We start from the raw sequence: 26,425 nt of genomic DNA on the forward strand, positions 1-26,425 counted from the left end.
AGCAGCTTGCGCTCGTGCATCGACAACGGCCAATGACCATTACCACTGGCGCCGATGCCGAAGCCGAAGCCTGCCGCTATCTGCAAAAGCAGAAACTGCAGTTAGTTGCCCGTAATTTCCGCTGCCGGCTGGGTGAAATTGATCTTATTATGCGCCAACAGCAGCGGCTGATATTTATTGAAGTTAAATACCGGAAACAGAGCGCATTTGGCCACGCCGAGGAGATGGTCTCGACATCCAAACAACAGAAAATTATCGCTACAGCCCAGCTTTTTTTAGCCAGCCACAGTGAGTTTCAACAGTTCGACTGCCGCTTTGATGTGGTTGCCATGGCTTACGATGCTCAACAACAACTCTCCATAAATTGGATACAAGATGCCTTCGCTGCACACTAATGCGTTTAGTACACCAGACTTTTTCAACCTATGAATGACAACAACAATTTTGAACTTGAAGAGAGGGTGATCAGCCTTTTCCATAAAAGCCTGGAAGCAAAAATGTCTTCCGGCGAACTATTGGCCCCCAATCTGGTAGCCGCCAGCCAGTTACTGGTGACCACGCTGTTAAACGAGCACAAAATTTTGGTTGCCGGCAATGGCATCTCCGCAGCCAATTCACAGATTCTAGTTAACTGTTTGGGCAACCGTTTTGAGCGCGAGCGACCCGGCTTTGCCGCCTACGCCCTGGCCACCAACCCCACAGCCATTACCGCTTTTGCCAGCGATAACAGTTTTAATGAGATCTTCTCCAAACAGATATCCGCCCTGGGCCAAGCCGGTGATGTCTTAGTATTATTAACCACCAGCGGCAACCCCAGTAATCTGATACAGGCGGTTGCCAGTGCCCATGACCGCGGCATGTCAGTGATCGCCTTCACCGGCCGCGATGGCGGGAATATTCCCGCTCTGTTGGACATCCACGACATTGAGTTACGCGCACCCATCGATTCCCGCGCACGGATACATGAAGTGCATCTACTGTCTATATTTTGCTTGTGTGATCTTGTTGATCACCAACTTTTTGGCCCCTTGGAAGATTAGTCACCAGTTTGTTTACCATGCAGAAACTTAAAACTTTACTCCTGTGGCCGGCAGCCGCTGTTGTTGGCCTTTTATTTATAAGCCTCTCTGGCTGTACCGCTTTGGTCGGCGCCACCACCGACGAACCCATCAGCCCAGATCCCACCAAACGCAGCTTTGGCACCTACATTGATGACAAACAGCTGAAAACCTTTGCCGAAGTTAATTTAGACAAAACCAACGATGCCTTTAAAAACGCCAATGTCGAAGTCACCGTCTTTAATGGCGTGGCACTGATCACCGGCCAGGTACCCAACAAGGCGTTGAGAGATCAGGCCGCCAGGGTGGTTAATGATCTGGATAGGGTTCGCCAAGTCCACAATGAACTGGAAGTACGCAGCAACGCCACCTTCTGGATGAATCGCAGCGACTCTTGGATAGCCACCAAGGTGCGCACCAAACTAATGGCCAACAGCGATGTGAAAAGCAGCCGGGTGAAAATGGTGGTGGAGAATGGGGCCGTTTACCTAATGGGGCTAATGACCCGAGTGCAGGCAGAGAAGGCCAGCGAAATTGCCGCCTCGGTCGGCGGTGTGACCAAGGTGGTTCGAGTGGTGGAGTACATTAACTGAGAGCGACTACTCTCCGGCTACTTCGGATCATAAAAAAGGGCGCTTGATGCGCCCTTTTTTACTGCTTTATTGCTTTGTATGTACTGCCTTTTTACCACTGAGGGCGTAGCTTTATACCAGCTCAACACCCACAGCAATGGCTTCACCACCACCGATACAGAGAGTGCCCAAACCCTTTTTCTTGTTGTAGGTTTGCATCGCCGCCAACAGAGTCACCAGAATGCGGGCACCAGATGCGCCGATGGGGTGACCCAGGGCACAAGCACCACCATGCACATTCACCTTTTCGTGCGGAATGTTGAAATCGCGAATAGCCGCCATTGCTACCACGGCAAAAGCCTCGTTAATTTCAAACAGGTCAACGTCTTCAACTGACCAGCTAGCCTCTTCCACCACTTTCTTAATGGCGCCAACCGGTGCGGTAGTGAACCACTCTGGCTCCTGGGAGTACTCAGCGCGAGCCACCAATTTTGCAATGGGTTTCAGACCGCGTTTGGCCGCTTCAGATTCACTCATCAACACCAGCGCGGCAGCACCATCGGAGATAGAGCTGGCATTGGCGGGAGTTACAGTACCATCGGCTTTAAAGGCGGGTTTCAGAGTAGGAATTTTTTCCGGACGGGAATTGCCTGGCTGCTCATCGGTATCCACCACGGTTTCACCCTTTTTGGTTTTAATGGTAACCGGCGCCATCTCACGCTTAAATTTGCCTTCGGCGATGGCCGCATTGGCACGACGCAGGGATTCGATGGCAAAGGCATCCTGGTCCTCACGGGTAAATTCATATTTGTCGGCACACAGCTCGGCGAAGGTACCCATCAAAGCGCCATCGTAGGCATTTTGCAGGCCGTCGTAGAACATGTGATCAAGCACTTCACCATGGCCTAAACGGAAACCTTTTCGGCCCTGCTTGAGCAGGTACGGGGCATTGGACATGCTCTCCAAACCACCGGCTACCACAACCGAGGCACGCCCGGCTTGAATCATATCGGCGGCCATACAGACCGTTTTCATGCCTGAGCCACAAACTTTGTTAACGGTACTGACAGGTACACCAAGGGGAAGACCAGCACCCAGGGAGGCCTGGCGCGCTGGCGACTGGCCTAGGCCGGCGGGTAACACACAGCCCATCAATACGTAATCGACATCCGCACCTTCAACCTTGGCATCGGCCAACGCCGCTTTAATGGCCACACTGCCCAACTCAGTCGCTTTGACATCGCTGAGTGCGCCTAACAAGCCACCCATAGGGGTCCGGGCCATGCCTACGATTACTACTGCTTCACTCATGTCTGCCTCCAAATGTCTTAATCGGTTCTGAGTTAGGGTCTTGACCCCGACGAGACTTACTTTAAAACGTGGTTATAATACCAACCGCAATGTATCAGGGTACATTGTGGCAGGGAATCTCTTTCAGCGGGCCCGCCCGCTACTAAAATGAGGTCATCGTCTGCCGGGGGCCACTTTATACCAGAAAATCAACTTCTGGTCACAGCTCGCATCGCCACCTTGGCACCTTTAATAGACATTTCGACAAAATAACCACTAAACCTCACTAAAGCTCCTCAAGGAACCTTAATGACACTATCGACTATCGTCATCCTGGTAATTCTAATCAGCGTACTACTCTACGTAGTCAGCATCTATAACCAGTTGGTGACCCTCAAAAATCGCTTCGAAAACGCCTTCGCTCAGATAGAGGTGCAGCTGAAACGGCGTTACGACCTGATTCCCAACCTGGTTGAGACGGCCAAAGGTTATCTCAAGCACGAGCGGGAGACCCTGGAGGCGGTTATCAGTGCCCGTAATCAGGCCCTCAGCAGCCTGCAAGCCGCCGCTAAAAACCCGGGCGATGCCGCTGCCGTCGCCGGGCTGGCAAACGCCGAAGGAGCATTGGCCAGCGCACTCGGCAAGCTTAGCGTCGTGGTAGAAGCCTACCCGGAGCTAAAGGCGAGCAGCTCGATGGCACAGGTATCAGAAGAGCTGATCTCCACTGAAAACAAGGTCGCCTTTGCCCGCCAGGCCTTCAACGATGCCGTCACCAACTACAACAGCTACAAACAGAGCTTCCCACCCGTGCTGCTGGCTTCGACCTTTGGCCACGCCAAGGATGCCAGTTTGCTGGAGTTTGCCGATAGCGCCGCCATCCAGGCCGCGCCACAGGTTAAATTCTAACCACTACAGTCAGGACAGTCGCAATCTGGTCAAGCGCAGTTCCCACCAGCCTCAAGAGTAAGCCATGGACTTTTTTCGCCACCAGGACCAAGCCCGACGCAATACCTGGCTGCTGGTAACACTGCTCATCGCGGCCGTAATCAGTTTGATAGTGATTACCTCGTTAGTGGCAACACTGTTTCTGCACTACTTTGAAATCGGCGACCATAGCCAACTGGGTGCAGGCGAATACGGTGGCAACCTGTGGCAGGCCTGGTGGGCCAGCTTAAGTGGCAAGGTGGTTGTGGCTTCCAGTTTGATTATCACAACCAGTATCGCCCTTGCCAGTTTGATTCAGGCTTATCAACTCAAGCGGGGTGGCGAGGCCGTGGCAGCCACATTAAACGGACGGCTGATCAATCGTGATCTCGCCACCGGGCAAGAGCAACAGCTATTGAACGTGGTGGAGGAGATGGCTATCGCCTCCGGCACACCCGTACCCGATGTCTATCTATTCCCAGAGAGCAGTATCAATGCCTTTGCTGCCGGTTATTCAACAACGGATGCCGTTATCGGCATTACTCAAGGAGCGCTGGATGCCCTCAACCGCGAACAGTTGCAGGGCGTAGTAGCCCATGAGTTCAGCCATATTTTGCACGGCGACATGCGGCTCAACCTGCGCTTGGTGAGCCTGCTCAGTGGCATACTGGTTATTGGCTTGGCCGGACGCTTTCTGTTGCGAGGTTCTCGGCGCAGTAGTTTTAGCCACAGCCGCTCGCGCAAACGGGATGGGCGTGTTGCCCTTTTGGGTTTGGCGCTGGTTGTAATTGGTTATACCGGCACGTTGTTTGGGCGGATGATTGCTGCGGCCACCAGCCGACAGCGGGAGTTTCTGGCAGATGCCTCAGCCGTGCAATATACACGCAACCCCAATGGCATCGCCGGTGCGCTGGCGGCCATCCAACAACAGAGCAGCCTTTGGCAGCATGAGAAGGCTGCGGAATTTAGCCACATGTTCTTTGGCCAGGGCATTCGGTCCAGCTTCAACCAGCTATTTGCCACCCACCCGCCCATCACCGAGCGAATTAACCGGATTGCGCCAAACTTTGTTAGCCGCGCTGTGCCAGAGACTACCAACGCAACCATAACAGGTTTCCACAAAAAGCAGCGACCATCGGTTTCACCTTTGACTGCGGCTGTTTCGCCACGGGCAGAGGCCAGCGAAGTTGCGGCCACTTCTGAATTAACGCCCGAACAACTTACTGCGGCCCGGCAACAAATAGAGCAGATTCCAGAAGCCTTGCTCAATGCCGCTGAAGATATTTTCAGCGGCCGGGCAATTATCTATGGCCTGCTGTTACACAAAGAACAAACATTACAACAGACACAGCTGGCCCACCTCTCCGAAAAAAGCCACCCGGTGGTTTATAAGCAACTGCACGAGATTTTTTCGGCCACCAGGCAATTGCCACTATCGTTACAGTGGATACTGCTATTAAAAAGCCTTGCTACACTGCGCAGAATGTCCGCACGCCAACAACAGGTGTTTCTCAGTAATGTAAAATTTTTAATCTCAGCAGATGAAGAGATCACGTTATTTGAGTGGTGCGTTTTCGAACTGGTTAAACAGTCTTGTGCGGTAGGCTCCACCTCTAAATTATTGGCCAACACACGCCAGATTAACCACAGCATTTCTGTTCTACTTTCGTTTATTGCCCACAACAGTAACGCGTCCAATGAAGCAATTGATCAACAGTTTGCTACAGCCAAACAGCTGTTTAACAAATTGCAGATTCTTGCCCGGCATGAGGCATCGGTTAAGCAGCTTTCCCAATGTCTGGCAGCCTTAAAAAGCGTCGCACCACTGGCAAGACCGAAATTATTGAAGGCTGTTGCAGGCATGATTCAAATGGATGGGCAGATAACTGCAGATGAAATCGTTCTGCTTCGTACGCTGGCCTTGTGCATTGATTGCCCATTACCAGCCAATATCACGCTGGCAATCAAACACTTTTGAGCGATAAAACGCCCTTTCGCCAATTGGTACGCATAAAAAAAACCGGCTGAAAGCCGGTTTTTTTTATGCTGTATGACCGCTAAGCGTCAATATAGATGGGGGATACCGCCAAGGACCAGAGCAATACGGAACCAACACGCACCACCACGGCAATAACCAATGCAACGGTGACCACGGAAGTTGCGTACATAAATGCGCGCTCCTTGGGAATATTCATCAAAATTGGAATTCCCTCGTAGATCAAATAGACCGAATAAGCGCCGGCAATACAAAGTGCAAGTGCATTCAAATAGATGCTTGGGTAGAGCTGAATAATACCGGCAAGAAATATTGGTATGGTTACATAAACCGCCAACGCGGTGCCTTCATAATGGCGTTTTTCCGCATCGTCGCGAACACCGTATGTGGCCGCCATCCAGTTGATAAACTCCCCGAGAATATAAACACCAGCCAGCAGCGCAAAATAGGTAATTGCACACAGGCTTAATGCACTGATAGGGGTTAGTTTTGTTGCGGTACCATCGCCGAACGACCACCCAACTTGGGATACTCCAATAAAGGAACTGATCACAGGGATGAGTGCCAGAATTGGCACATGACTTACAAATACTTGAATGAAAGAGTGACGTTCGCTGCGGATTGCACGCCACTCACGGTCGGGATGGATCATAATTCCGAGAGTATGCTCCAAGATGGCCATAGGCTTCTCCTAGTACGCTGTTGATTGCTTTTATAGTGATAACAACCCTTTCAGTATTAGCGAGGACGCAATCGGTCTCCAATAAGATCTTTTCATTAAAAAAGTGATTCTAAGCAGGAAGTTGAATATTTTTTCAACAATTCACTATTTAAGAGCTATTTCTAATTTCCCTATACCCAAATACAGAAATCTTTCGGAATAACTATAAATAATTAGTCTAAGAGAGCGCTCTATAGAGCCAATAGAAAACACGACCTAAATTAATCCAATAATCAGGCTGAATCTTTCGATAATTTTTAAGAAAAGGGACACGCATACCGAAGGTTCCAGAGTGGAACCTTCGGCCAATTAACAGAGACAGGACGGCTCTGAACGCTATTTAATAATACGCAGGCTGGGTTTTGCGTCTGGCGATTTTGACTTGTTGGAATTGATTGAACGAACTTCGCCAGAGGGCTTGGGCGGCTCCGGTTCGGGAGGCTGCTCCACCTCAAACATCATACCCCGGCCATTCTCCTTGGCATAAATACCAACTACTGCATAACAGGGTACATAGATATCCATAGGCATACCGCCAAAGCGTGCATTGAACGCAATGGCTTTAAGATCCATGGAGAGGCCAACCACGGCAGAGGGCGAAATATTGAGGACTATCTGACCATCTTTATTAACGTACTGCTGAGGAACCGAAACCCCCTCGGAATAGGCATCAACCATCAGATAGGGCGTGCAGGAGTTATCCACAATCCACTGATAATGAGCCTTTATGAGGTAGGGTTTGATAGAGGACATTGCCATGATTTCTGCCACGTTGCCACAACTTAGACAAAACTGAATCACTCAAACTCGAGAGCTCCTGCTCCCGAGTGGCCACTGGTCAAAACTAGAGTCGCATCTCGCGTTCTAATTCGGTTAAGCTCGCCTGGAAGGACTCACGCTCAAACAACCGATCCATGTAATCGAACAATGGCTTAGATTGCTTGGTTTTGGGGATTTTGATATCCATGGCATCCAAACGCCAAAGAATCGGGGCCAGGCAACAATCCACAATACTGAACTCTTCGCTCATAAAGTAGGGCATTTCAGCAAAAATTGGGGCAACGGCAAGCAGGCTGTCTTTTAACTCTTTACGCGCTTTCGCGGCAGCCTCTTTGTTTTTACCAGAGACAATAATATCTACCAGGGGCGACCAATCCTTCTCGATGCGGTACATCCACAAACGGCTTTGCGCACGTGCAACAGGGTAGACAGGTAACAGAGGTGGATGAGGAAACCGCTCATCAAGGTATTCCATCATTACTTTGGTTTCGTACAGAGTCAGCTCACGGTCTACCAAAGTTGGCAGGTTGCCATAAGGGTTGAGGTCAGTCACTTCCTCTGGCAAATTCTTGGGATCGGTATCGATCACATCGACAGAAACCCCTTTCTCTGCCAGCACAATGCGTACTCTGTGGCTGTAGTGATCCTGAGCGTCCGAAAAATATGTCATGGATGAGCGTTTTGCAACAACTCCCATTGATGGCACCTCGATTATCAAATAGAAACGTAAATTTAAAGTTATAGGGAGATCGCAAATGTCACGAATAGGCGCAGGAACTTAGGATCAACCCCGGCGCAAGGTGCCATACCACACCACCCAGGCAAGGCCAACCATCTGCCAATAACCTCAATCAAAGCCGCGCATTATAGCGCAAATCAGACATGAAATGTGGTAGGGATTCGAAACAATTGTCGGCGTTGTGCCACATTGAGCCACTACACCACCCACTTACCTGCATCCCGCGGCGCTATGCCACCGTTCAATCGGCAAAATCTGCCAGATACTTATGCCGGCCAACAAAAAAGGCGGCCATAGGCCGCCTTTTTTAGCTGTTACACCCTAACTCAGTGGATGCCTCGCCAGAACTCACGATTCAGCAAGTAAGCAAATACAAAGAAGACAGCAATAAAGAGCAGCACGTAAACACCGATACGCTCGCGATCTTCCGCTGCCGGCTCTGCCACATACTCCAGGAAGCCAACCAGGTCTTTTACCGCCTCATCGAACTCAGCGGGCGACATGGAACCTTTAATTTCACCAATCTCCAGGCTGCCGCACTCTTCATCGGCGACCGCTTCCCCGAGGGCATTGCGAATAACATGACCATGTTCATCATGAGCAGGGCCAGGTGCACACACTGGCAGCCCTTGCAGCTCCATCAATACGTGAGGCATGGCAACCTTGTCGAATACCTTGTTATTAACGCCGGTGGGACGGGAGTCATCCTGGTAGAAGTTTCTCAAGTAGGTGTACAACCACTCCGGGCTACGGGCACGTGCCACCAAAGTCAAATCCGGAGGCGTAGCACCAAACCAGGCTTTGGACTCCTTGGCCGGCATGGCGATACTCATCAATTGACCAATGCGGTCTTCACCCAGCACCAGGTTATCCATCATCAGATCTTCGGGGATCTCCAGGTCAGTGGCCACACGCTCCCAACGAGAGTATTTGGCAGAGTGGCAACCCATACAGTAGTTGACGAAATATTTGGCACCAGACTGCAGAGACTCCTTGTCCTGCAGATCGATCTCAACATGGTCACAGGCAATCTCACCACAACCTTCGGAGGCAACGGCGTTGATTGGCAGAAAGGCCAGTAGCGCAAACAACGCCACACCAGCCCACACCAAAATACCCGGCAAGCCATGGGACTTGGTTCGTTTTGGCTCTTCAGCCACGCTGTCGCGATTGGTCAGCCAAGGAGTCAGCAGAGTCATCAAGCCCAGGTAAATACCCAGAATGCGCACCATCACTGGAATTTCAGCATCCAGATGACCAAATGACATCTTCACCAGAATGCCACCCAGGATAATAGCCACCACCATATTAACAACAGTGGTCTGCTTCTTGGTTGGGTTGGTAAACACCGGCATTTGGATGAAGTAGACGAAGTAGTAAACAGTCGCCAACTGCGCCAGCATGGTACGACCTTCGGTCGGAGCCTGCACACCCAGGTAACCCAGCACCACAAACATGGCGGCGAAGGTCAATAACTGCACGCGGGGCAGCCAGCCTTTGTAGCGGATGGATTTAACCGGGCTCTTATCCAGCCAAGGCAGAACAAACAGCACAGCAATGGACGCACCCATAGCCACCAGACCAAGGAACTTCGAAGTCAAAGGCCCAATAACGAGGGTGACTGCCCGCAAGATGGCGTAGAAAGGTGTGAAATACCAAACCGGCGCAATGTGCGGAGGCGTTTTCAGGTTGTTGGCCTGCTCGAAGTTGGCGTGCTCGAGGAAGAAGCCACCCATCTCGGGCATAAAGAAGAGGATAAAACAGAACACAAACAGGAAAACCGCAATACCCACCAGATCGTGCACGGTGTAGTAAGGGTGGAATGCCACGCCGTCCAACGGAATACCGTTAGCGTCTTTGTTCTTTTTAATCTCCACACCATCGGGGTTGTTGGAACCCACTTCGTGCAGCGCCAGGATATGCAGAATCACCAGTGCCAACAGCACAATGGGAATGGCAACCACATGTAGGGAGAAGAAGCGGTTCAACGTGATACCGGAGATCAGGTAGTCACCACGAATCCACTGCACCAGGTCCTCTCCAATACCGGGAATAGCACCAAACAGGGAGACGATCACCTGGGCACCCCAGTAGGACATCTGCCCCCAAGGCAGCACGTAACCCATGAAGGCTTCGGCCATCAAAGCCAGGTAAATGGTCATACCGAAAATCCAAACCAACTCCCGTGGCGCCTTATAGGAACCATAAAGCAGGCCGCGGAACATATGCAGGTAGACCACAATAAAGAATGCAGATGCGCCGGTGGAATGCATGTAGCGGATAATCCAACCGAAGTCGACATCGCGCATGATGTATTCAACAGAAGCGAAGGCCTCCTCGGCGGTGGGCACATAGCTCATCACCAACCAGATACCGGTCAACAGCTGGTTAACCAACACCAGCAGAGAGAGAACACCAAAGAAGTACCAGAAGTTAAAGTTTTTCGGGGCATAGTATTTGCCCATATGGGTATCCCATGCACGCTGCACAGGCAGCCGCGCATCGACCCAATTCAACAGATTGAGCAGCATTTTGGTCATTGACTTAAGCCTCTTGATCGACACCGACGGTGATCACGTAATCACCGACGAATGAATAGGGCGGGACTTCGAGATTGAGCGGGGCGGGAACATTTTTATAGACCCGACCAGCCATGTCGTATTTGGAACCGTGACAAGGGCAGAAGAAACCACCCTGCCATTTGGCTCCACCGAGATCCGCGGCACCGACATCTGGTCGATACGTAGGCGCACAACCTAAGTGGGTGCACAGGCCTAACAACACTAAAAACTCATCTTTAATAGAGCGGTAATCTTTGCTGACGTAGTCAGGCTGTTGTGGCTCATCGGAATTCGGGTCAGCCACATCACCGTCGACCTCTCGAATGCCAGCCAGAATTTCTGGGGTACGGCGTACGACATAGACCGGTTTACCCCGCCACTCCAGGGTAATCATCTGTCCAGGCTCCAATTTACCAAGGTTGGCTGTTACCGGAGCGCCAGCAGCTTTCGCTTTGGCACTGGGGTTCCAGGAGCCGACAAACGGCACAGCGACGCCTACAGCGCCAGCAGCTCCGACCACAGAAGTGGCTGCCGTTAGGAACTTGCGTCGACCGGCATTTACACCGTCTTCACTCATGAGGTTTTCTCCCATTTCAGGTGCTCTATCGTGTTGATAGCTGGGGTGAGTCACAAAATTAAGCAGATTGTGTTATTAGATAAAATTTTAAATCGCGACATGGTATATAACTTGAAATCGGTAAACAATCACTGCGATGTCTATCGCAGCTCCCCTTGATTACCTCGTTGACCTCAATCAAGCGCACATACCTTAATGGTTTCGCATACATATTGCGAACCAAAAAAAAGCCCGGGGGGTAGTCCCGAGCTTTTTCTCTAACAGCACTGTCGCAGGCGACCCCGGGCAGTGTATTAACGTTTGGAGAACTGTGGTTTTTTGCGAGCTTTGCGCAGACCCACTTTCTTACGTTCAACCTCACGGGCGTCACGGGTAACGAAGCCGGCTTCACGCAGTGGCCTGCGCAGCTCTTCGTTATAGGACATCAGAGCACGAGTCAAACCGTGACGAATGGCACCGGCCTGACCAAAACTACCACCGCCTTTAACGGTTGCTTTGATATCGAACTTGTCTGCGGCATCCGCCACATCCAGAGCCTGACGAACGATCATGCGTGCTACTTCACGGCCAAAGTAGTCCTCCAAAGAGCGACCATTTACCGAAATGTTGCCACTACCTTCCTGAATGAAGACGCGGGCTGTAGAGGTTTTACGACGCCCGGTTCCGTAGTATTGAGTTGCAGCCATGGAATCCCCCTATTAAATATTCAGTTCTTGCGGCTGTTGAGCCGTGTGCGGATGTTCGGTGCCTGCATAAACTTTCAGTTTCTTAAACATGGCACGACCGAGGGGGCCTTTGGGCAGCATGCCTTTGACGGCGATTTCAATGGTGCGCTCAGGGGCTTTATCGATCAGCTTCTCAAAGCTGATGGATTTGATACCGCCGATAAAACCGGTGTGATGGTAGTACATCTTGTCGGTTGCCTTGCGGCCGGTAACGCGCACTTTCTCAGCGTTGATAACAACGATGTAGTCACCGGTGTCAACGTGAGGAGTGTATTCGGGTTTGTGCTTGCCGCGCAGTCGGCTGGCGATTTCCGCCGCCATACGACCTAAGGTTTTGCCGTCTGCATCGACAACATACCAGTCGCGCTGAACGGTCTCTGGTTTGGCACTGATAGTCTTCATGTTGTATTTGCCTATTAGGTTGATCAAAAGTTGGTTCACGGCGAAGAGGTTCCAGGAACTGCCGCCTTGGCCAATCGGCCTCCCCCAAATGTAGGGGCAACAAATAAAAACCGGATCGCAAACACGACCAGGCTTACCATCTTGATTTTGTAGCACCGCCGCTGGGCTGCCGAATGACACCTGTAAACAGTCGCCTTGGCATAGACCGAGTGGTAGCGCAAAAAGGAGCGCGGATTCTAAATGAGACGACAGAAAATAACAAGAGCCCCAGTAACCCGCCAACCAAGCGATTACAGCAGCCAAGACAGGTTTAGCCCATCCACAGTGGGCGCCGCCTGCGCTAGGGCCGGTGGGGGCGGGAGAGATATTCCCGGCTCTGCATCTCCAGCAGCCGGCTGGTGGTGCGCTCAAACTCAAAACTGAGCCTGCCACCGGAGTAGATATCCGGCAACGGCACCGCCGCTGAGAGCACCAGCTTGACGTTGCGATCGTAGAACTCATCGACCAAATTGATGAACCGACGGGACATATCATCGCTGTCGCGCCCCAATTGCGGCACATCCGAGATCAGCACCGCGTGGTACTCACGGGCCAGTTCAATGTAGTCATTCTGGGAGCGGGGGCCGTCACAGACCGCCCTGAAATCAAACCAGACCACATCCTCCGCCTCAGCCCTGGCGCGAATCGCCCGGCCTTCGATTTCGATCTCGATATTCTCCTGCACCTCTTCCAGGTCGGGCACCAGGCTCTCGAAACTGCGCCGCAGACTGGCATCGGCCTGTTCGTCCAGAGGGCAATGGTAGAGTTCAGCCTGCTCCAACGCACGCAGGCGGTAATCGACCCCGCCATCCACATTCACCACCTCAGTATGAACATTGAGAAGTTCGATGGCGGGCAGGAAGCGGGCTCGCTGCAAGCCATCTTTATATAGGCCATCCGGCACAATATTGGAGGTCGCCACCAGGCTGACTCCACGCCGGAACAGCGCCTCGAGCAGCGTAGCCAGAATCATGGCATCGGTAATATCCGAGACAAAAAACTCATCAAAGCAGATAACCCAGGCCTCCGCAGCAATCCGATCCGCGACAATCTCGAGCGGGTTTTTCTGGCCATCCAGAGTTTTTAACTCGCTGTGCACGCGCCGCATAAAGCGGTGGAAGTGAGCCCGCATTTTGTGCTCAAACGGCAGACTCTCGAAAAAGTTATCCATCAGATAGGTTTTACCGCGCCCCACTCCTCCCCAGAAATAGAGCCCCTTAACCGGAGACTGGGGCTTTTTCTTGCTGGAGCTTAGCAGCCGCCCCAAAATTCCCGGCTTGGCAGCAGTGTAGTGCCGGGCAATGAGCGCATCGTAGAGCACTTGTAACTTCTCTACGGCCTCCTGTTGAGCTGGGTCGAAATTGAACTCCGGGCGTTCCAGATCGCGTTGATAACGAGCGAGGGGTGAGTCTTGAATTCCTGTATACATCCGAACCACTTGGGGAATTAGCAAATTAATAGAGGGCATCCAATTCCAGCTGGCCAACTAGGATAAAATCGGCCAACACGGCAAAGGAAAAAAGCTTATAATAGCACCGCTCTAATATCACCCAAATGAAATTAGAAAAGATTGACCACCGTTGTCAAATTCACCGGGGAGCTCACAATCTTTGGCTGAAACCATTTCCTGACGTCTAACGTCAATGCTAATCTCCCCCTCTGCAATACGCTTAATTTTTCTGGAGCTAATCGTGTTTTCATTGTCCGCCCTTGTTCTCACCGCCCTAGTCTGCCTGATTCTCGGAGCAATCATTGGCTATCTAGTACTGGGTAACGTCGGCACACAGAGCGCAAACAAGCGCTCCCTGGAGACACGCCTGCAGGCTGCAGAACAACAGCTCAAAGATTATCAAAGCCAGGTTACCCACCACTTTGAAAAAACCTCTGAATTGGTGAACAACCTAACCGCCAGCTATCGCGAAGTGCACGAGCATCTTGCCAGTGGCGCCGTCAACCTGGCCACGCCAGAGGTAGGCCGACAGTTTCTGGGGGAGTCAAACAGGCAGTGGCTGGATGCCGAAAACGCCGGCGATCTCTTGGCCGCCGATGCGCAAATCGAGCCTCCCAAAGATTGGGCCCCGGAGAAAGGCACTCTCAGCGAATCTTTCGGACTCAACGACCCAGCCCAAGCGGAGTCATTGGAAGAGTCCAAATTCCCAAAAACTAGCTGAAGCGACAGCCAACCACCTTTAATTCTATGGCGAGGGGCTTAAAGATCTTATAATTTGCCCCCCCTCCACACAGCGCACAGGTATTTCTGTGAAACGAGTGTTCGATTACATAGCCTGGCCGGTCTCCACCGGTTTAATCGCTGCCGCGATTGCGGTTTTGGTAGCACCACTGTTGCATCAAACTGTTATCAACACCCCTTCCGTCAACCAGACCGCTCCAGCCTCCTACGCTGAAGCCGTTAAAACGGCAGCACCATCGGTGGTCAATATTTACGCCCGCAAACTGCCCAAGAAACACCGTTATCCCTTTATGGATGACCCGCTGTTTCGCCACTATTTCAACAACGCCAATCGGGCGCTGCAGGAGCGGATGCAGTCAGCGCTTGGCTCCGGCGTTATCGTCAACACAGATGGCTACATACTGACCAACAACCACGTGATTGAAGGGGCCGTGGAGATTGTCGTGCTGGTCAACGATGGCCGGGAAGCCCTGGCTGAAGTGGTGGGCAGAGATGTCGAAACCGACCTAGCGGTATTGAAGGTGGATCTACCCAACCTCACCCCCGCCACCCTCGGCAAACCAGCTGCCGCCCAAATTGGCGATGTTGTTCTGGCCATTGGCAACCCCTTTGGCGTCGGCCAAACGGTCACCCAAGGTATCATCAGCGCCACCGGCCGCTACGGCCTGGATTTGAGCAACTACGAGAACTACATTCAGACCGATGCCGCCATTAATCCCGGTAACTCCGGGGGCGCGCTGGTGGATGCCCATGGCGCGCTGATCGGCATCAACACCGCCATCCTAGAAGACAGCGCCCCCTCCGTCGGCATCAGTTTCGCCATCCCATCCGATCAAGCCATGCAGGTGCTGCGCAATATTATTGAAAACGGCCGCGTTATCCGCGGCTGGCTGGGGGTAGAGGCGCAATCGCTCAACCCCCACGTGGCGCGCTCTATCGGCCTGGCGGCGGGTAACGGCGTTATTGTGGTGAATGTTTACAAGAATGGACCGGCCCATTTGGCTGGTTTGCAGCCCGGCGACATCATCACTCATATCGATGACCTGCCGGTAGGCAATGGCCGCGATGGCATGTACCAGATTGCCGCCAAAAAGCCCAATGAAGAGGTGGTTGTGGATGTAATACGCAACGGTCAACAACTGCGCTTAACCGCCATGCTGGCGGAAAAGCCCGTCATCTCTGGTTAACCCACTACCAGGGGTTAACACCAAGCTCAGCAATCAAAACCATAAGCTCAGGGGTTAAAAACCCCGAATCTAAGGCTTGTAGCGATACTCCGCCGAACGGGCGTGAGCCTCTAAAGATTCTCCACGCGCCAACACAGAGGCCACCTTGGCCAACTGGGCTGCCCCTTCCGGTGAGCAGTGGATAATCGAGCTTCTTTTCTGGAAGTCATAAACCCCCAGTGGCGAGGAGAAGCGTGCAGTGCCCGAGGTGGGCAATACGTGGTTTGGCCCGGCACAGTAATCCCCCAACGCCTCCGGGGTATGCCGGCCCAAAAAGATGGCGCCGGCGTGACGTACCTTCGGCAACCACTGCTCCGGCTCGGCGATGGAGAGCTCCAGGTGCTCGGGAGCGATGCGATTGGTTAGCACCATCGCCTCGTCGAGGTCAGCCACACGGATGATGGCACCGCGGTTGGCCAGGCTCACCTGGGCGATCTCGGAGCGCGCCAATTGCGGTAGCAACTTGGCAACACTGGCCTGCACCTGGGCGATGAACTCATCGTCGTAGGCCAGCAAAATGGACTGCGCCAGCTCGTCATGCTCGGCCTGGGAAAAGAGATCCATCGCTATCCAGTCGGGATCGGTCTGGCCATCACAGACAACCAATATCTCGGAGGGGCCAGCAATCATGTCGATCGCCACCTGGCCAAAGACCGCCCGCTTGGCCGAGGCGACATAAACGTTACCCGGCCCAACGATCTTATCCACCCGCGGCACACTCTCGGTGCCGTACGCCAAAGCCGCCACCGCCTGGGCACCACCAATGGCAAACACCCGATCAACGCCGGCAATGGCTGCCGCAGCAAATACCATATCGTTCACCACGCCATCCGGCGTGGGCACCACCATGATCACTTCAGCCACCCCGGCCACTTTGGCAGGCAGGATATTCATCAATACCGACGACGGGTAGCTGGCCTTGCCACCAGGCACATAAACCCCTACCCGGTCGAGGGCGGTGATCTGTTGGCCAAGCACGGTGCCATCGGTTTCGGTGTATTGCCAGGACTCCTGGCGCTGATGCTCGTGGTACTGGCGAACACGCTCCGCCGCCAGCGTCAGCGCCTCTCGCTCCTGCTCGGAAATCCGCTCTAGCGCCGCCGTCAGTGCCGCCTGGGGAACCTCCAGGCTGGCCGCCGACTGTGGCTGCCAACGATCGAATTGGGCGGTGAAGTCAACCAACGCCTGGTCACCTCGGCTGCGCACCTCGGCAATGATGTGGTCAACGGCCGTCTGCACACCGTCGGCCACGGTCAAGTCTGTGGCCAATAGCGCCTGCAGCTGCTGTTCGAAATCAGCCTGCTGGGTGTTGAACACTCGCATGGGAAGCGGTTGCTGCATAACTTCATCTACCTAGTAACGGGGTGAACACGCCAATTTTGCGTATTGGCCACCAAATAATTAGCCGGCAGAGGCCTCGATCACAGCGCGCATCGACTCGATGAGCGGCTGAATCTGTTGATATTTCATCTTCATCGCCGCCTTGTTAACAATCAGCCGGGAACTGATATCGGCGATGGCGTTGCGCGGCTCCAGGCCATTGGCGCGCAGGGTATTGCCAGTATCGACGATATCCACGATCTCGTCCGCCAGACCAATAATCGGCGCCAACTCCATTGCTCCATACAGTTTAATGATATCCACCTGGCGCGCCTGAGAGGCGTAGTACTGCTTGGCCACATTGACGAACTTGGTAGCCACTCGAATACGGCCGGACTTCAGCTCCTGGCCTTTAATGCCGGCGGTCATCAGTTTACAGCGGGCAATGCCGAGATCGAGGGGCTCGTAGATCCCCTCCGAACCGTGCTCGAGCAGCATATCCTTACCCGAAATACCCATGTCTGCCGCACCGAACTGGACGTAGGTGGTTACATCCACACCGCGCAACACTATAAAGCGCACCCCCTCCTGATTGGTTTCGAAGGTGAGCTTGCGGCTGGTACTGATATCCTCCAGCGGCTCCAGGCCAACTGCAGCCAGCAGTGGCAGCGTCTCTTTAAGGATTCGGCCCTTGGTTAAGGCGATGGTGAGTTGACTCATAACAGAAATTTTCCAGTTGCCACTAGCCCGGTATTCGTCGAATGTTGGCACCCAGCTGCTGCAATTTCTCTTCAATACATTCGTAGCCGCGGTCGATGTGGTAGATACGATCCACCAGAGTCTCGCCCTCAGCCACCATCCCGGCAATCACCAGGCTGGCCGAGGCACGCAAATCAGAGGCCATCACCGGTGCCGCTTTCAGTTTTTCGACTCCGGTCACCAGCGCGGTATTGCCCTCCAGGCGAATATCCGCACCCATACGATTAAGCTCGTGAATCTGAATCAGCCGGTTCTCGAAGATGGTTTCAGTAACGGCACCTGTCCCTTCCGCCACTGCATTCATAGCCAAAAACTGCGCCTGCATATCGGTGGGGAAAGCCGGATAGGGCGCCGTGCGCAGGCTGACCGCCCGCGGCCGGTTACCTTTCATATCCAACTCAATCCAGTTGGCGCCGGTGCTGATATAAGCTCCCGCCTCATCCAGCTTAAGCAGCACGGATTCAAGCAGCTTCTCATTGGTGTCTTTCAGTTTTACACGGCCGCGGCTGGCCGCCGCCGCCACCAGATAGGTACCGGTTTCGATACGATCCGGCATCACATCGAAACGACAACCGTGCAGGTGGGAAACACCGCGAATGGTGAGCGTATCGGTACCGATACCGGAGATATCAGCGCCCATGGCCACCAGACAGTTGGCCAGATCCACCACCTCCGGTTCGCGGGCGGCGTTTTCCAGAATGGTGGTGCCGTCGGCCATCACCGCGGCCATCATCAGGTTCTCGGTACCGCCCACTGTGACGGTATCCATAAAGAAGTGAACCCCTTTCAGGCGGCCATCACATCGGGCGCGGATGTAACCCTGGTCGACATCAATGGTGGCACCCATGGCCTCCAGCCCGCGCAGATGGATATCGACCGGCCGACTGCCGATGGCGCAACCACCGGGAAAAGAGACATTGGCCTCGCCGAAGCGGCTCAACATGGGCCCCAACACCAGAATGGAGGCGCGCATGGTGCGCACCAGCTCATAGGGCGCGGTAAAGTCGGAGATAGTGCTGTTATCCACCTCAACGCAGAGCTTCTCGTCGATGGTCACGCCCACACCCATGCAGCGCAGCAGCGCCAACATGGTGGTGACATCGTGCAGATGCGGCAGATTCCCCACCTGCATCGGGGTCTCGGCCAGGAGAGTCGCCGCCAATATGGGTAGGGCGGAGTTTTTGGAACCAGAGATGCGGATTTCGCCTGTCAGCGGGCCGCCTCCCCTTATGATGAGTTTATCCATGGTCGCTGCCTGCAAAACGGAACACGTGTATTGAGCCTGCCTCTAGAGTTAGCTGCCGACCTGATCAGGCGTGAGGGTTTTCATATTAACCGCGTGAACTTCACCGCTGGCAATATAAGGCTGCAGTATGCCATAGACCAGTTGCTGCTTTTTAACTGGATTCAGCCCGGAAAACTGACTGCTGATAACTACCAGGTTGAGATGATTACCTTCCATCTGTACCTCGGCAACACAGTTTTCCAACTGTCCTTCCAACAGCTGTTTGATATCGACTTCGAGCATAGCGCTGGCCTCATCACAAAGAAAAAGAGTTTACGCAAAACGGTGACCGGCACCCCTGCGAACAGAGGCGCGGTAGTTTATAGAAAGAGGCGGGAAAATGCAGCCTTGAGAGGTGAGTTAGGCCAATATTGGTATCAATCTGTGTGAATTAGGCATTCCACTGGGCGATAACTTTGTCGAGATCGTTCTCGTTCTTCTTGATGGCCACCCGGAATTGATTGCGGAACTGCTTACCCAGGTTGATACCATTGAGCACCATATTGCGCAGCACCCAGTGGTTGTTCTTGTCGATAGCCATGGTATAGGAGACCACAGAAGTACCATTGGCTCCCTTTACCTCCTGCTGGACATTCACGGTTTTCATGCCAACGGTATTGTCAGCGGGCGGCACCAACGCCACCTCATAGCCGACAAAGTTGGTCATACCTTTGGCGTAGGTCTCAATTAAGCCGGCTTTGAATACATCCGCAAAGCCCTGCAGCTGCTCACGCGAGGCGGTGCGGGCATTCTGCTCCATAACATTGAGGATAATGAACTTGAAGTCCACCACCTGAGAGAGCAGCTCATCCAAGGCCAACGCGGCCTCATCGACGTCGGCATTCTCTTCTTGCACCTTGGCGACAATTGCCAATACCGCGTCGGTCACCTGGCTCACCACTTCATGAGCGGTCACCTCTTCGGCGTCGGTTTTTAGTGTAGGAATGACAAATTCGTGCTCTGTGACTGTGGCAGTGGCTTCGGCCGGCGCCGCACTGCTTGCGGCAGCCGCGGCCTCTGTTGCAGCGAAGCTGCCCATGCTATGCAGCGCCAATACGGCGGCAAAGTTAGCTGCAATGATTCGGACATAGTTGCGCTGGGATGGCTTTGTCATTGTTTGTACGTCTCCAGTTCACCATTCTTTAATGGCCGCCCCGGTTAGGCGGCCAGCGATTCTATCGGTTAGACGGCCTATTCTCAAATAACAACGGGCTCTAAAAATATAACTGCGATCACGCTGTTTAAAGATAAGCGTTCGACACCCAAAGCTCGGAAAAGGTCTACACAGCAATTAGAGCGCTGGCCGCGACCAGCCGCTGGGTGGGCGACACATTCGCACAGCAGGGTGCGGATTCACGCCACCAGTGAAACCCAACAACGCCCAGCCGGTCGAAGACCGGCCCTGCTGCGCACCGCCAACAGCATGAGAGAGGCAACCGCTGCATCGAAAGCAAATTGACCGTCACCGGTGGCGAAATTAATCGGCACGGCTGGTATGATGCTGCACCTCTGGGCCAGCCCAGCACGATTGTTAACCACCTATTTGCACCCAGTGCACGAAATTCAGAGAAGATGACCGAAAAAGCCACCCCAAACCCCATGCACTCAGACACCTTTATAGCGGCTGCCAAGCGCACCATACAGATGGAGGTTGCTGCCATCAATGTTCTCGAGTCCAGAATCGACTCCTCCTTTGCTGCGGCTTGCAGTCTGTTACTTGGCTGCCAAGGCCGGGTGATCGTCTCGGGCATGGGTAAATCCGGCCACATCGGCAATAAAATTGCTGCCACCCTGGCCAGCACAGGCACACCCGCTTTCTTTGTTCACCCCGGTGAAGCCAGCCATGGCGATCTGGGTATGATCACCCCCAAGGACGTGGTATTAGCCATCTCCAACTCCGGCACCTCGGCCGAGCTGATAACCCTGCTGCCGGTACTTAAGCGCATGGGTACCCGCATCATCAGCATGACCGGCAACCCCGAATCCCCCCTCGCTCAAGCGGCCGAAATTCACCTGGATATCGGCGTCGAAACCGAGGCCTGCCCGCTCGACCTGGCACCCACCTCCAGCACCACCGTCACCCTGGTGATGGGCGACGCCCTGGCCGTGGCACTGCTCGAAGCCCGCGGTTTTACCGCGGAAGACTTCGCCTTCTCCCACCCCGGTGGCGCTCTGGGCCGCAAGCTGCTGCTGAAGGTGGAAGACATCATGCACAAAGACACCGAGGTGCCGGTGGTATCCCCCAGCACACCCCTGGCGCGGGCACTGGTGGAGATGACCGAAAAGGGATTCGGCATTACCACAGTGGTTAACGACGACAAACAACTGGTCGGGGTATTCACCGATGGCGACCTGCGTCGACACGTCGACCTGGGCACCGACCTGAGCCAGGCCATCATGACCGACGTCATGACCCGCAACCCCAAAACCGTCAGCCGTACCATGCTCGCCGTCGAGGCACTCAACCTGATGGAATCGACAAAAATCACTGCTGCCATTGTCGCCGATGAACAACACGGCTTGACCGGAATCATTCATCTGCACGACCTGCTACGTGCCGGGGTGGTCTAAGTACCGCCATGGTTCCCTTTGGCGCCACCAGACCTTTGTTAATCAATAACGTCAGCTATGCAATGGAACAGCAATCGTGATTAGGACGCTGGTAACCCTGGCAATTGTGGGCGCGCTGGTTCTGGTGGCCCTGCTCCTGCTTCAGCCCCCCGGGGAGGAGGTGGCGCCATTGGCAATCCCGACCGAGCGCACCCCCATCGCGGTGATTGAGCACTCATCCACCCGCCAATATGGCAGCGAAGGCCGCTTGCAGTACCTGCTCAAGGTCGACCGGGCGGAACAGTTCCTGCGCTATAAAAACAACAAGCCGCTAAATTTCCAGCGCGGCTACACCGACCTGGCGCAACCCGAACTCACCATTTACGCCAAAGATAACGAACAACCGTGGGTATTCCGGTCAAAACATGGGCGCACGGAACACAATGGTGAGTTGATCACTCTATGGGGGGATGTGGTGGTAAGCCAATCGATCACAGATTCCGATGAGTATCAGGTTGCCACCCAGAAGCTGGAGATCTACCCAGAGAAGCAACTGGTAACTACCAGCGAAGCTGTTAACATTCGCACCCCAGAGGGCATCGCCAGTGCGGTGGGCCTGAACATCAACATGTTGACAGGCGTTTCAAGTTTGGAATCACAGGTACAAGGTGTTTATGAACCCCGCTGATAGCGCCCCACACGCCCCTATTTGGCGGCTTCTGGCCAGGAGCCTGCTCCTGTTCGCCACAGCCCTGAGCCTCAGTTTCCAGATCAACGCCCTGCCCGATGACCGGCAACAACCGGTAAAGATCAACTCCGATCGCGCCGTGCGCAATGAGAACACCGGCGTCACCCAGTTTATTGGCAATGCCACCCTTATCCAGGGTAGCCTGGTGATCCGGGCCGACAACATTACCGTCAGCCACTCCAACGAGGGGATAAAAGAGATCACCGCCGTCGGCAAGCCCGCTATCTTTGAACAACAGCCCAAGGCCAACCAGGGCGTAGTCACCGCCAAAGCCCTGCGCATTGAGTATGAGGTGGGCTCGGAGATCGTACACCTGATCAACAACGCCAGCATCGACCAGGATGGCTCATTGATCACCAGCGACACCATCCGCTACGACATGCAAAACGCCCTCGCCGAGGCCGGCGGCAGCGAGCGGGTCAACATTGTCATTCCCCCCAACCAGACCACCACCGAACAGTAAGCCAACGCCATGGGATGTTTATCAGCTAAGCACTTGGCGAAAGCCTATCGCGGGCGACCGGTGGTCACCGATGTATCCATCGAAGTCAACACCGGGCAGATTGTCGGCCTGCTCGGCCCCAACGGCGCCGGCAAAACCACCTGTTTCTACATGATCGCCGGCCTGGTACGAGCCGATCGCGGCGCAGTCAGTATCGATGGTGAAGATATCACCAACCTCCCCATGCACGGCCGCGCCCGCAAAGGGTTGGGTTACCTGCCACAAGAGGCCTCGGTATTTCGCAAATTGAGTGTGCGCGACAATATTCTGGCCATTCTGGAGACTCGCCAGGAGCTCAAAAGCAAACAGCGTCGCGCCATCTGCGATCAACTGCTCAGGGAGTTCCACATCACCCACGTCAAAGATAACCTGGGCATGGCGCTCTCCGGCGGCGAACGGCGCCGGGTAGAGATTGCCCGAGCGCTGGCGGCCGAACCCCGCTTCATCTTATTGGATGAACCCTTCGCCGGCGTGGACCCGAAATCGGTGGCCGATATCAAGCAGATTATCGAACACCTCCGGGAACGCGGCATTGGCGTCTTGATTACCGACCACAATGTTCGCGAAACCCTGGATATTTGTGAGAAGGCCTTTATCGTTGGCGGCGGCCACATTATCGCCGAAGGCAATGCCGAGACAGTGCTCAATAATCAGTTGGTTAGAGATACCTACCTTGGCGCAAGCTTCAAGTTATAAAGCCCACCCTCTTTACCTCAACCACTTTTTGCGCGACTATAAGCCCCATCGACCCCAAAGCCACCCAAACACAGGGTTGCAAGCAAACGGGGCAGGCGCAAAGCAACTCCTCTCAAGCGCGCGCGGCAGCAGTAAATAGCCGCTAGACATCGCCGATCAGCCACAAATCTCCCACTCCTGCCTGATAAAACTTCCAGCGAATGAATTCTAGGCATAAAAATTGCTTAAATATATTGCACAGCTGACCTATTCAATACTACACTGCCGATAGCAGATTGAAGCTACCCCCGGTTTCCGTCTTCGTTATTGGATACACCGTCGTATATGAAGCAGTCTCTACAACTAAAGCTCGGTCAACAGTTAACGATGACCCCTCAGTTGCAACAGGCCATCCGCCTGCTGCAACTCTCAACTTTGGACCTACAGCAAGAGATTCAAGAGGCGCTGGAGTCCAACCCCATGTTGGAGGTGAGCGAGTCTGAAGACTCGGGTGACGACAGCTCATCCAGCTCCGACGCTGATCTCAAGCTAGAGAGCAGCGCCACCGAAACCATCAGCGAATCCAACAAAGAAGAGGCTGACTGGCAGGAGAACATTCCCGAAGATCTCCCCGTCGATACCCATTGGGACGACATCTACCAAGGCAGTGGTAGCGGCAATGTCGGCCCCGAGCGCGACGACAGCTACTTCGACAGCCAGATAGACAACACCGAAACCCTGCAAGAACACCTGCTTTGGCAACTTAACCTCACCCCCATGTCAGACCGCGATCGCATGATTGCGATGGCCATCATCGATGCCGTTGAGCCCAGCGGCCTGCTCTCCACCCCCATTGAAGATATCTACCGCGGCTTGGCGCGGGTGGTGGATGGCACCCCAGAAGAGGCGGACGATAGCGAATGGGAAGCGCCTAATGAGGTGGATGCCGCCACAGACGAAGACGATCACGACCGGCTCGACATCGACGAAGTGTTCGCCGTCCAGCACCGTCTGCAACTGTTCGACCCCATTGGCGCCTGCAGCGAGAGCCTCTCGCAGTGCCTGATGGTACAACTGAATCAATTCGCCAAAGATACGCCATGCCTCGACGCCGCTAAAATGATCGTCAGCGAACACCTGCTACAGCTCGGCAACCGCGACTACAAACAGATCATGCGCCGCTGCCGCATCAAAGAGAACGAGCTAAAACAGGCGATTTTATTGATCCAACAGCTGACTCCACACCCGGGTGAGCTGATTGGCAGCAGCGAAACCAGCTACATCGTACCGGATGTGTTTGTCAGTAAAAAAAGCGGACGCTGGCTGGTGGAACTAAACCCAGACATCGCACCTAAAATCCGTATTAACAGTAATTACGCCAACTTGGTTAAACGCGCAGACAGCAGTGAAGACAACACCTTCCTGCGCGACAACCTGCAGGAGGCTCGCTGGTTTTTGAAGAGCCTGCAAAGCCGCAACGAAACTCTGCTCAAGGTCGCCAGCTGTATTGTCGACAAACAACAGGGCTTTCTTGATTTTGGCCCAGAGGCCATGAAACCATTGGTATTGCACGATATCGCCGAAGATGTAGGCATGCACGAATCCACTATTTCACGCGTCACCACCCAAAAATACATGCACACCCCGCAGGGTATTTTTGAACTGAAATACTTCTTCTCCAGCCATGTCAGCACCGATAACGGCGGGGAGTGCTCCTCCACCGCTATCCGCGCCATCATCAAAAAACTCGTCGCCGCCGAAGACCCGCAAAAACCCCTGAGCGACAGCAAAATCACCAGCCTTCTGTCAGACCAGGGTATCCAGGTTGCCCGTCGTACCATTGCGAAATATCGCGAGTCGCTCGGCATCGCGGCCTCTAACGAGCGTAAGCGATTGGTGTAACGACATAGGATTTATCGGTTTCTGCTGCGCTGTTTAGTCTCTTGTGAATAGCGCAGTAACGGCGGCTCAGGCCGCCTCAAGCAACCGGTTCGGTACCTCACCGAACCCTATCGACAAAGAGGAACTGCAATGCAAATTACAATCAGCGGGCATCATGTCGAATTGACCGACTCCCTCAAGGACTACGTAGAAAATAAACTGTCACGATTGGATAAACACCACGGGCAGATAACCAGTACGAATGTCATTCTCTCGGTTGAAAAAATGCGACAAAAAGCGGAAGCTTCGATCCACGTTAGCGGCAAAGACTTTTTTGCTGACTGCGAATCGGATGACCTGTATACGGCTATCGACGCCCTAACCGACAAGCTCGATCGACAGCTCCTCAAGCACAAAGAGAAAATCAGCAGCCATCGATGACTATCAAACTGTCCTCTATTCTCGCTCCAAGCCGTGTTGTCTGCGGCTTGGAGGGGATCAGCAAAAAAAGAACCCTCGAAACCATTGCCAAATTGATAGCCGAAGACATCCCCGTGCTGGATGCCGAAGAGCTGTTTCGGCGATTAATGGCCCGCGAACGGCTTGGCTCTACCGGCATTGGCCATGGTATTGCCATCCCACACTGCCGTTTGGAAAATTGCGCGGGCACCATGGGTGCCTTTTTTAAATTGTCGGATAAAGTCGACTTTGACGCCATTGATGACACCCCCGTAGACGCCATCTTCGCCCTGCTGGTACCAGAGGAGGCAGATGACACCCACCTGCAAACACTCGCGACCATTGCGCGAACTTTTTCAGACGCCGACCTGTTGAGCAAAATTCGACAGTGCCAATCCAGCGAAGAGCTCTACCAGACTCTCATCGCAGTAGACTAACACCTCGA

At 53.7% G+C, this 26,425-nt stretch carries 28 protein-coding genes and 1 pseudogene; 14 read left to right on the forward strand and 15 right to left on the reverse strand.

The genetic code is table 11. The annotated features are described in order from the left end of the window. Nucleotides 1–32 precede the first annotated feature (32 nt). The 3 genes from SBL51_RS10735 to SBL51_RS10745 are packed head-to-tail and all read left to right on the forward strand — an operon-like array spanning nucleotide 33 to nucleotide 1,651. Nucleotides 33–395 (forward strand): YraN family protein, encoded by a 363-nt coding sequence (locus SBL51_RS10735; protein ID WP_317930931.1) that lies wholly within the window; start codon nucleotides 33–35, stop codon nucleotides 393–395. 30 nt (nucleotides 396–425) lie between these two features. Beyond that, nucleotides 426–1,040, forward strand: coding sequence for an SIS domain-containing protein (locus tag SBL51_RS10740; RefSeq protein ID WP_317930932.1), 615 nt, complete (start codon nucleotides 426–428; stop codon nucleotides 1,038–1,040). 17 nt (nucleotides 1,041–1,057) lie between these two features. Continuing rightward, nucleotides 1,058–1,651: a BON domain-containing protein gene (locus tag SBL51_RS10745; protein ID WP_317930933.1), complete on the forward strand. Its 594-nt coding sequence runs from the start codon at nucleotides 1,058–1,060 to the stop codon at nucleotides 1,649–1,651. 111 nt (nucleotides 1,652–1,762) lie between these two features. On the opposite strand, the gene SBL51_RS10750 is transcribed toward SBL51_RS10745, so the two are convergent. Continuing rightward, a complete protein-coding gene (locus SBL51_RS10750; RefSeq protein WP_317930934.1) occupies nucleotides 1,763–2,941 on the reverse strand; it encodes a thiolase family protein in 1,179 nt (392 codons plus the stop codon). A gap of 288 nt (nucleotides 2,942–3,229) precedes the next feature. Here SBL51_RS10750 and SBL51_RS10755 point away from each other — a divergent pair, with 288 nt between their 5' ends. Next, the gene (locus SBL51_RS10755) at nucleotides 3,230–3,826 is read left to right on the forward strand and encodes a LemA family protein (protein WP_317930935.1); all 597 of its coding nucleotides are present in this window, start codon (nucleotides 3,230–3,232) and stop codon (nucleotides 3,824–3,826) included. A gap of 64 nt (nucleotides 3,827–3,890) precedes the next feature. After that, nucleotides 3,891–5,822: a M48 family metallopeptidase gene (locus SBL51_RS10760; protein WP_317930936.1), complete on the forward strand. Its 1,932-nt coding sequence runs from the start codon at nucleotides 3,891–3,893 to the stop codon at nucleotides 5,820–5,822. 79 nt (nucleotides 5,823–5,901) lie between these two features. On the opposite strand, the gene SBL51_RS10765 is transcribed toward SBL51_RS10760, so the two are convergent. The 9 genes and pseudogenes from SBL51_RS10765 to zapE all read right to left on the reverse strand — a co-directional run bounded on the left by SBL51_RS10765 (nucleotide 5,902) and on the right by zapE (nucleotide 13,813). Next, nucleotides 5,902–6,522: a Yip1 family protein gene (locus SBL51_RS10765; protein WP_317930937.1), complete on the reverse strand. Its 621-nt coding sequence runs from the start codon at nucleotides 6,520–6,522 to the stop codon at nucleotides 5,902–5,904. Between the two features lie 375 nt (nucleotides 6,523–6,897). Next, complete coding sequence (locus SBL51_RS10770; protein WP_411860474.1) at nucleotides 6,898–7,323, reverse strand: ClpXP protease specificity-enhancing factor; 426 nt, start codon at nucleotides 7,321–7,323, stop codon at nucleotides 6,898–6,900. 82 nt (nucleotides 7,324–7,405) lie between these two features. Beyond that, nucleotides 7,406–8,038, reverse strand: coding sequence for a stringent starvation protein SspA (gene sspA / locus SBL51_RS10775; RefSeq protein WP_317930939.1), 633 nt, complete (start codon nucleotides 8,036–8,038; stop codon nucleotides 7,406–7,408). A 368-nt stretch (nucleotides 8,039–8,406) separates the two neighbouring features. Further along, on the reverse strand, nucleotides 8,407–9,189 hold the full coding sequence (locus tag SBL51_RS10780) for a cytochrome c1 (protein WP_411860475.1): 783 nt from the start codon (nucleotides 9,187–9,189) through the stop codon (nucleotides 8,407–8,409). A gap of 219 nt (nucleotides 9,190–9,408) precedes the next feature. After that, nucleotides 9,409–10,611: pseudogene (locus tag SBL51_RS10785) on the reverse strand (cytochrome b); the annotation flags it as partial. Between the two features lie 13 nt (nucleotides 10,612–10,624). After that, nucleotides 10,625–11,218 (reverse strand): ubiquinol-cytochrome c reductase iron-sulfur subunit, encoded by a 594-nt coding sequence (petA, locus tag SBL51_RS10790; protein WP_317930940.1) that lies wholly within the window; start codon nucleotides 11,216–11,218, stop codon nucleotides 10,625–10,627. Between the two features lie 293 nt (nucleotides 11,219–11,511). Beyond that, a complete protein-coding gene (gene rpsI, locus SBL51_RS10795; RefSeq protein ID WP_317930941.1) occupies nucleotides 11,512–11,904 on the reverse strand; it encodes a 30S ribosomal protein S9 in 393 nt (130 codons plus the stop codon). Between the two features lie 12 nt (nucleotides 11,905–11,916). After that, nucleotides 11,917–12,345: a 50S ribosomal protein L13 gene (gene rplM / locus SBL51_RS10800; RefSeq protein WP_317931152.1), complete on the reverse strand. Its 429-nt coding sequence runs from the start codon at nucleotides 12,343–12,345 to the stop codon at nucleotides 11,917–11,919. A gap of 340 nt (nucleotides 12,346–12,685) precedes the next feature. Further along, nucleotides 12,686–13,813, reverse strand: coding sequence for a cell division protein ZapE (gene zapE / locus SBL51_RS10805; RefSeq protein ID WP_317930942.1), 1,128 nt, complete (start codon nucleotides 13,811–13,813; stop codon nucleotides 12,686–12,688). A gap of 262 nt (nucleotides 13,814–14,075) precedes the next feature. On the opposite strand from zapE, the gene SBL51_RS10810 reads away from it, so the two are divergent. Together SBL51_RS10810 and SBL51_RS10815 are read left to right on the forward strand one after the other, a co-directional pair. Beyond that, nucleotides 14,076–14,555, forward strand: coding sequence for a YhcB family protein (locus SBL51_RS10810; protein WP_317930943.1), 480 nt, complete (start codon nucleotides 14,076–14,078; stop codon nucleotides 14,553–14,555). Between the two features lie 88 nt (nucleotides 14,556–14,643). Further along, complete coding sequence (locus tag SBL51_RS10815) at nucleotides 14,644–15,762, forward strand: S1C family serine protease (RefSeq protein WP_317930944.1); 1,119 nt, start codon at nucleotides 14,644–14,646, stop codon at nucleotides 15,760–15,762. A gap of 69 nt (nucleotides 15,763–15,831) precedes the next feature. On the opposite strand, the gene hisD is transcribed toward SBL51_RS10815, so the two are convergent. The 5 genes from hisD to SBL51_RS10840 all read right to left on the reverse strand — a co-directional run bounded on the left by hisD (nucleotide 15,832) and on the right by SBL51_RS10840 (nucleotide 20,279). Then, nucleotides 15,832–17,142 carry a histidinol dehydrogenase gene (hisD, locus tag SBL51_RS10820; protein WP_411860468.1) on the reverse strand — a complete coding sequence of 437 codons (1,311 nt, stop codon included), beginning with the start codon at nucleotides 17,140–17,142 and terminating at the stop codon, nucleotides 15,832–15,834. Nucleotides 17,143–17,202: 60 nt separating this feature from the next. Continuing rightward, a complete protein-coding gene (gene hisG / locus SBL51_RS10825) occupies nucleotides 17,203–17,841 on the reverse strand; it encodes an ATP phosphoribosyltransferase (RefSeq protein ID WP_317930945.1) in 639 nt (212 codons plus the stop codon). 22 nt (nucleotides 17,842–17,863) lie between these two features. Next, nucleotides 17,864–19,126 (reverse strand): UDP-N-acetylglucosamine 1-carboxyvinyltransferase, encoded by a 1,263-nt coding sequence (gene murA, locus SBL51_RS10830; protein WP_317930946.1) that lies wholly within the window; start codon nucleotides 19,124–19,126, stop codon nucleotides 17,864–17,866. Nucleotides 19,127–19,174: 48 nt separating this feature from the next. Continuing rightward, entirely contained in the window at nucleotides 19,175–19,408 is a 234-nt protein-coding gene (locus tag SBL51_RS10835; RefSeq protein WP_317930947.1) for a BolA family protein, read from the reverse strand. Nucleotides 19,409–19,556: 148 nt separating this feature from the next. Further along, entirely contained in the window at nucleotides 19,557–20,279 is a 723-nt protein-coding gene (locus tag SBL51_RS10840; protein WP_317930948.1) for an ABC transporter substrate-binding protein, read from the reverse strand. A gap of 485 nt (nucleotides 20,280–20,764) precedes the next feature. Here SBL51_RS10840 and SBL51_RS10845 point away from each other — a divergent pair, with 485 nt between their 5' ends. The 7 genes from SBL51_RS10845 to ptsN all read left to right on the forward strand — a co-directional run bounded on the left by SBL51_RS10845 (nucleotide 20,765) and on the right by ptsN (nucleotide 26,417). Continuing rightward, nucleotides 20,765–21,736 carry a KpsF/GutQ family sugar-phosphate isomerase gene (locus tag SBL51_RS10845; RefSeq protein ID WP_317931154.1) on the forward strand — a complete coding sequence of 324 codons (972 nt, stop codon included), beginning with the start codon at nucleotides 20,765–20,767 and terminating at the stop codon, nucleotides 21,734–21,736. 76 nt (nucleotides 21,737–21,812) lie between these two features. Further along, complete coding sequence (lptC, locus tag SBL51_RS10850; protein ID WP_317930949.1) at nucleotides 21,813–22,403, forward strand: LPS export ABC transporter periplasmic protein LptC; 591 nt, start codon at nucleotides 21,813–21,815, stop codon at nucleotides 22,401–22,403. Continuing rightward, nucleotides 22,390–22,926 (forward strand): lipopolysaccharide transport periplasmic protein LptA, encoded by a 537-nt coding sequence (gene lptA, locus SBL51_RS10855; protein WP_317930950.1) that lies wholly within the window; start codon nucleotides 22,390–22,392, stop codon nucleotides 22,924–22,926. The genes lptC and lptA overlap by 14 nt, the downstream gene beginning before the upstream one ends. Nucleotides 22,927–22,935: 9 nt before the next feature. Beyond that, entirely contained in the window at nucleotides 22,936–23,661 is a 726-nt protein-coding gene (gene lptB / locus SBL51_RS10860; protein WP_317930951.1) for an LPS export ABC transporter ATP-binding protein, read from the forward strand. Between the two features lie 324 nt (nucleotides 23,662–23,985). Continuing rightward, a complete protein-coding gene (locus SBL51_RS10865) occupies nucleotides 23,986–25,542 on the forward strand; it encodes an RNA polymerase factor sigma-54 (RefSeq protein WP_317930952.1) in 1,557 nt (518 codons plus the stop codon). A gap of 129 nt (nucleotides 25,543–25,671) precedes the next feature. Further along, nucleotides 25,672–25,962 (forward strand): ribosome hibernation-promoting factor, HPF/YfiA family, encoded by a 291-nt coding sequence (gene hpf, locus SBL51_RS10870; protein WP_317930953.1) that lies wholly within the window; start codon nucleotides 25,672–25,674, stop codon nucleotides 25,960–25,962. Beyond that, a complete protein-coding gene (gene ptsN, locus SBL51_RS10875) occupies nucleotides 25,959–26,417 on the forward strand; it encodes a PTS IIA-like nitrogen regulatory protein PtsN (protein ID WP_317930954.1) in 459 nt (152 codons plus the stop codon). Before hpf ends, ptsN begins: the two co-directional genes overlap by 4 nt. The last annotated feature ends 8 nt before the right edge of the window (nucleotides 26,418–26,425 follow it).

Origin of the sequence: Halioxenophilus sp. WMMB6 (assembly GCF_033283405.1) — a bacterium.
In the GTDB taxonomy this organism is placed as follows: Bacteria; Pseudomonadota; Gammaproteobacteria; order Pseudomonadales; family Cellvibrionaceae; genus Halioxenophilus.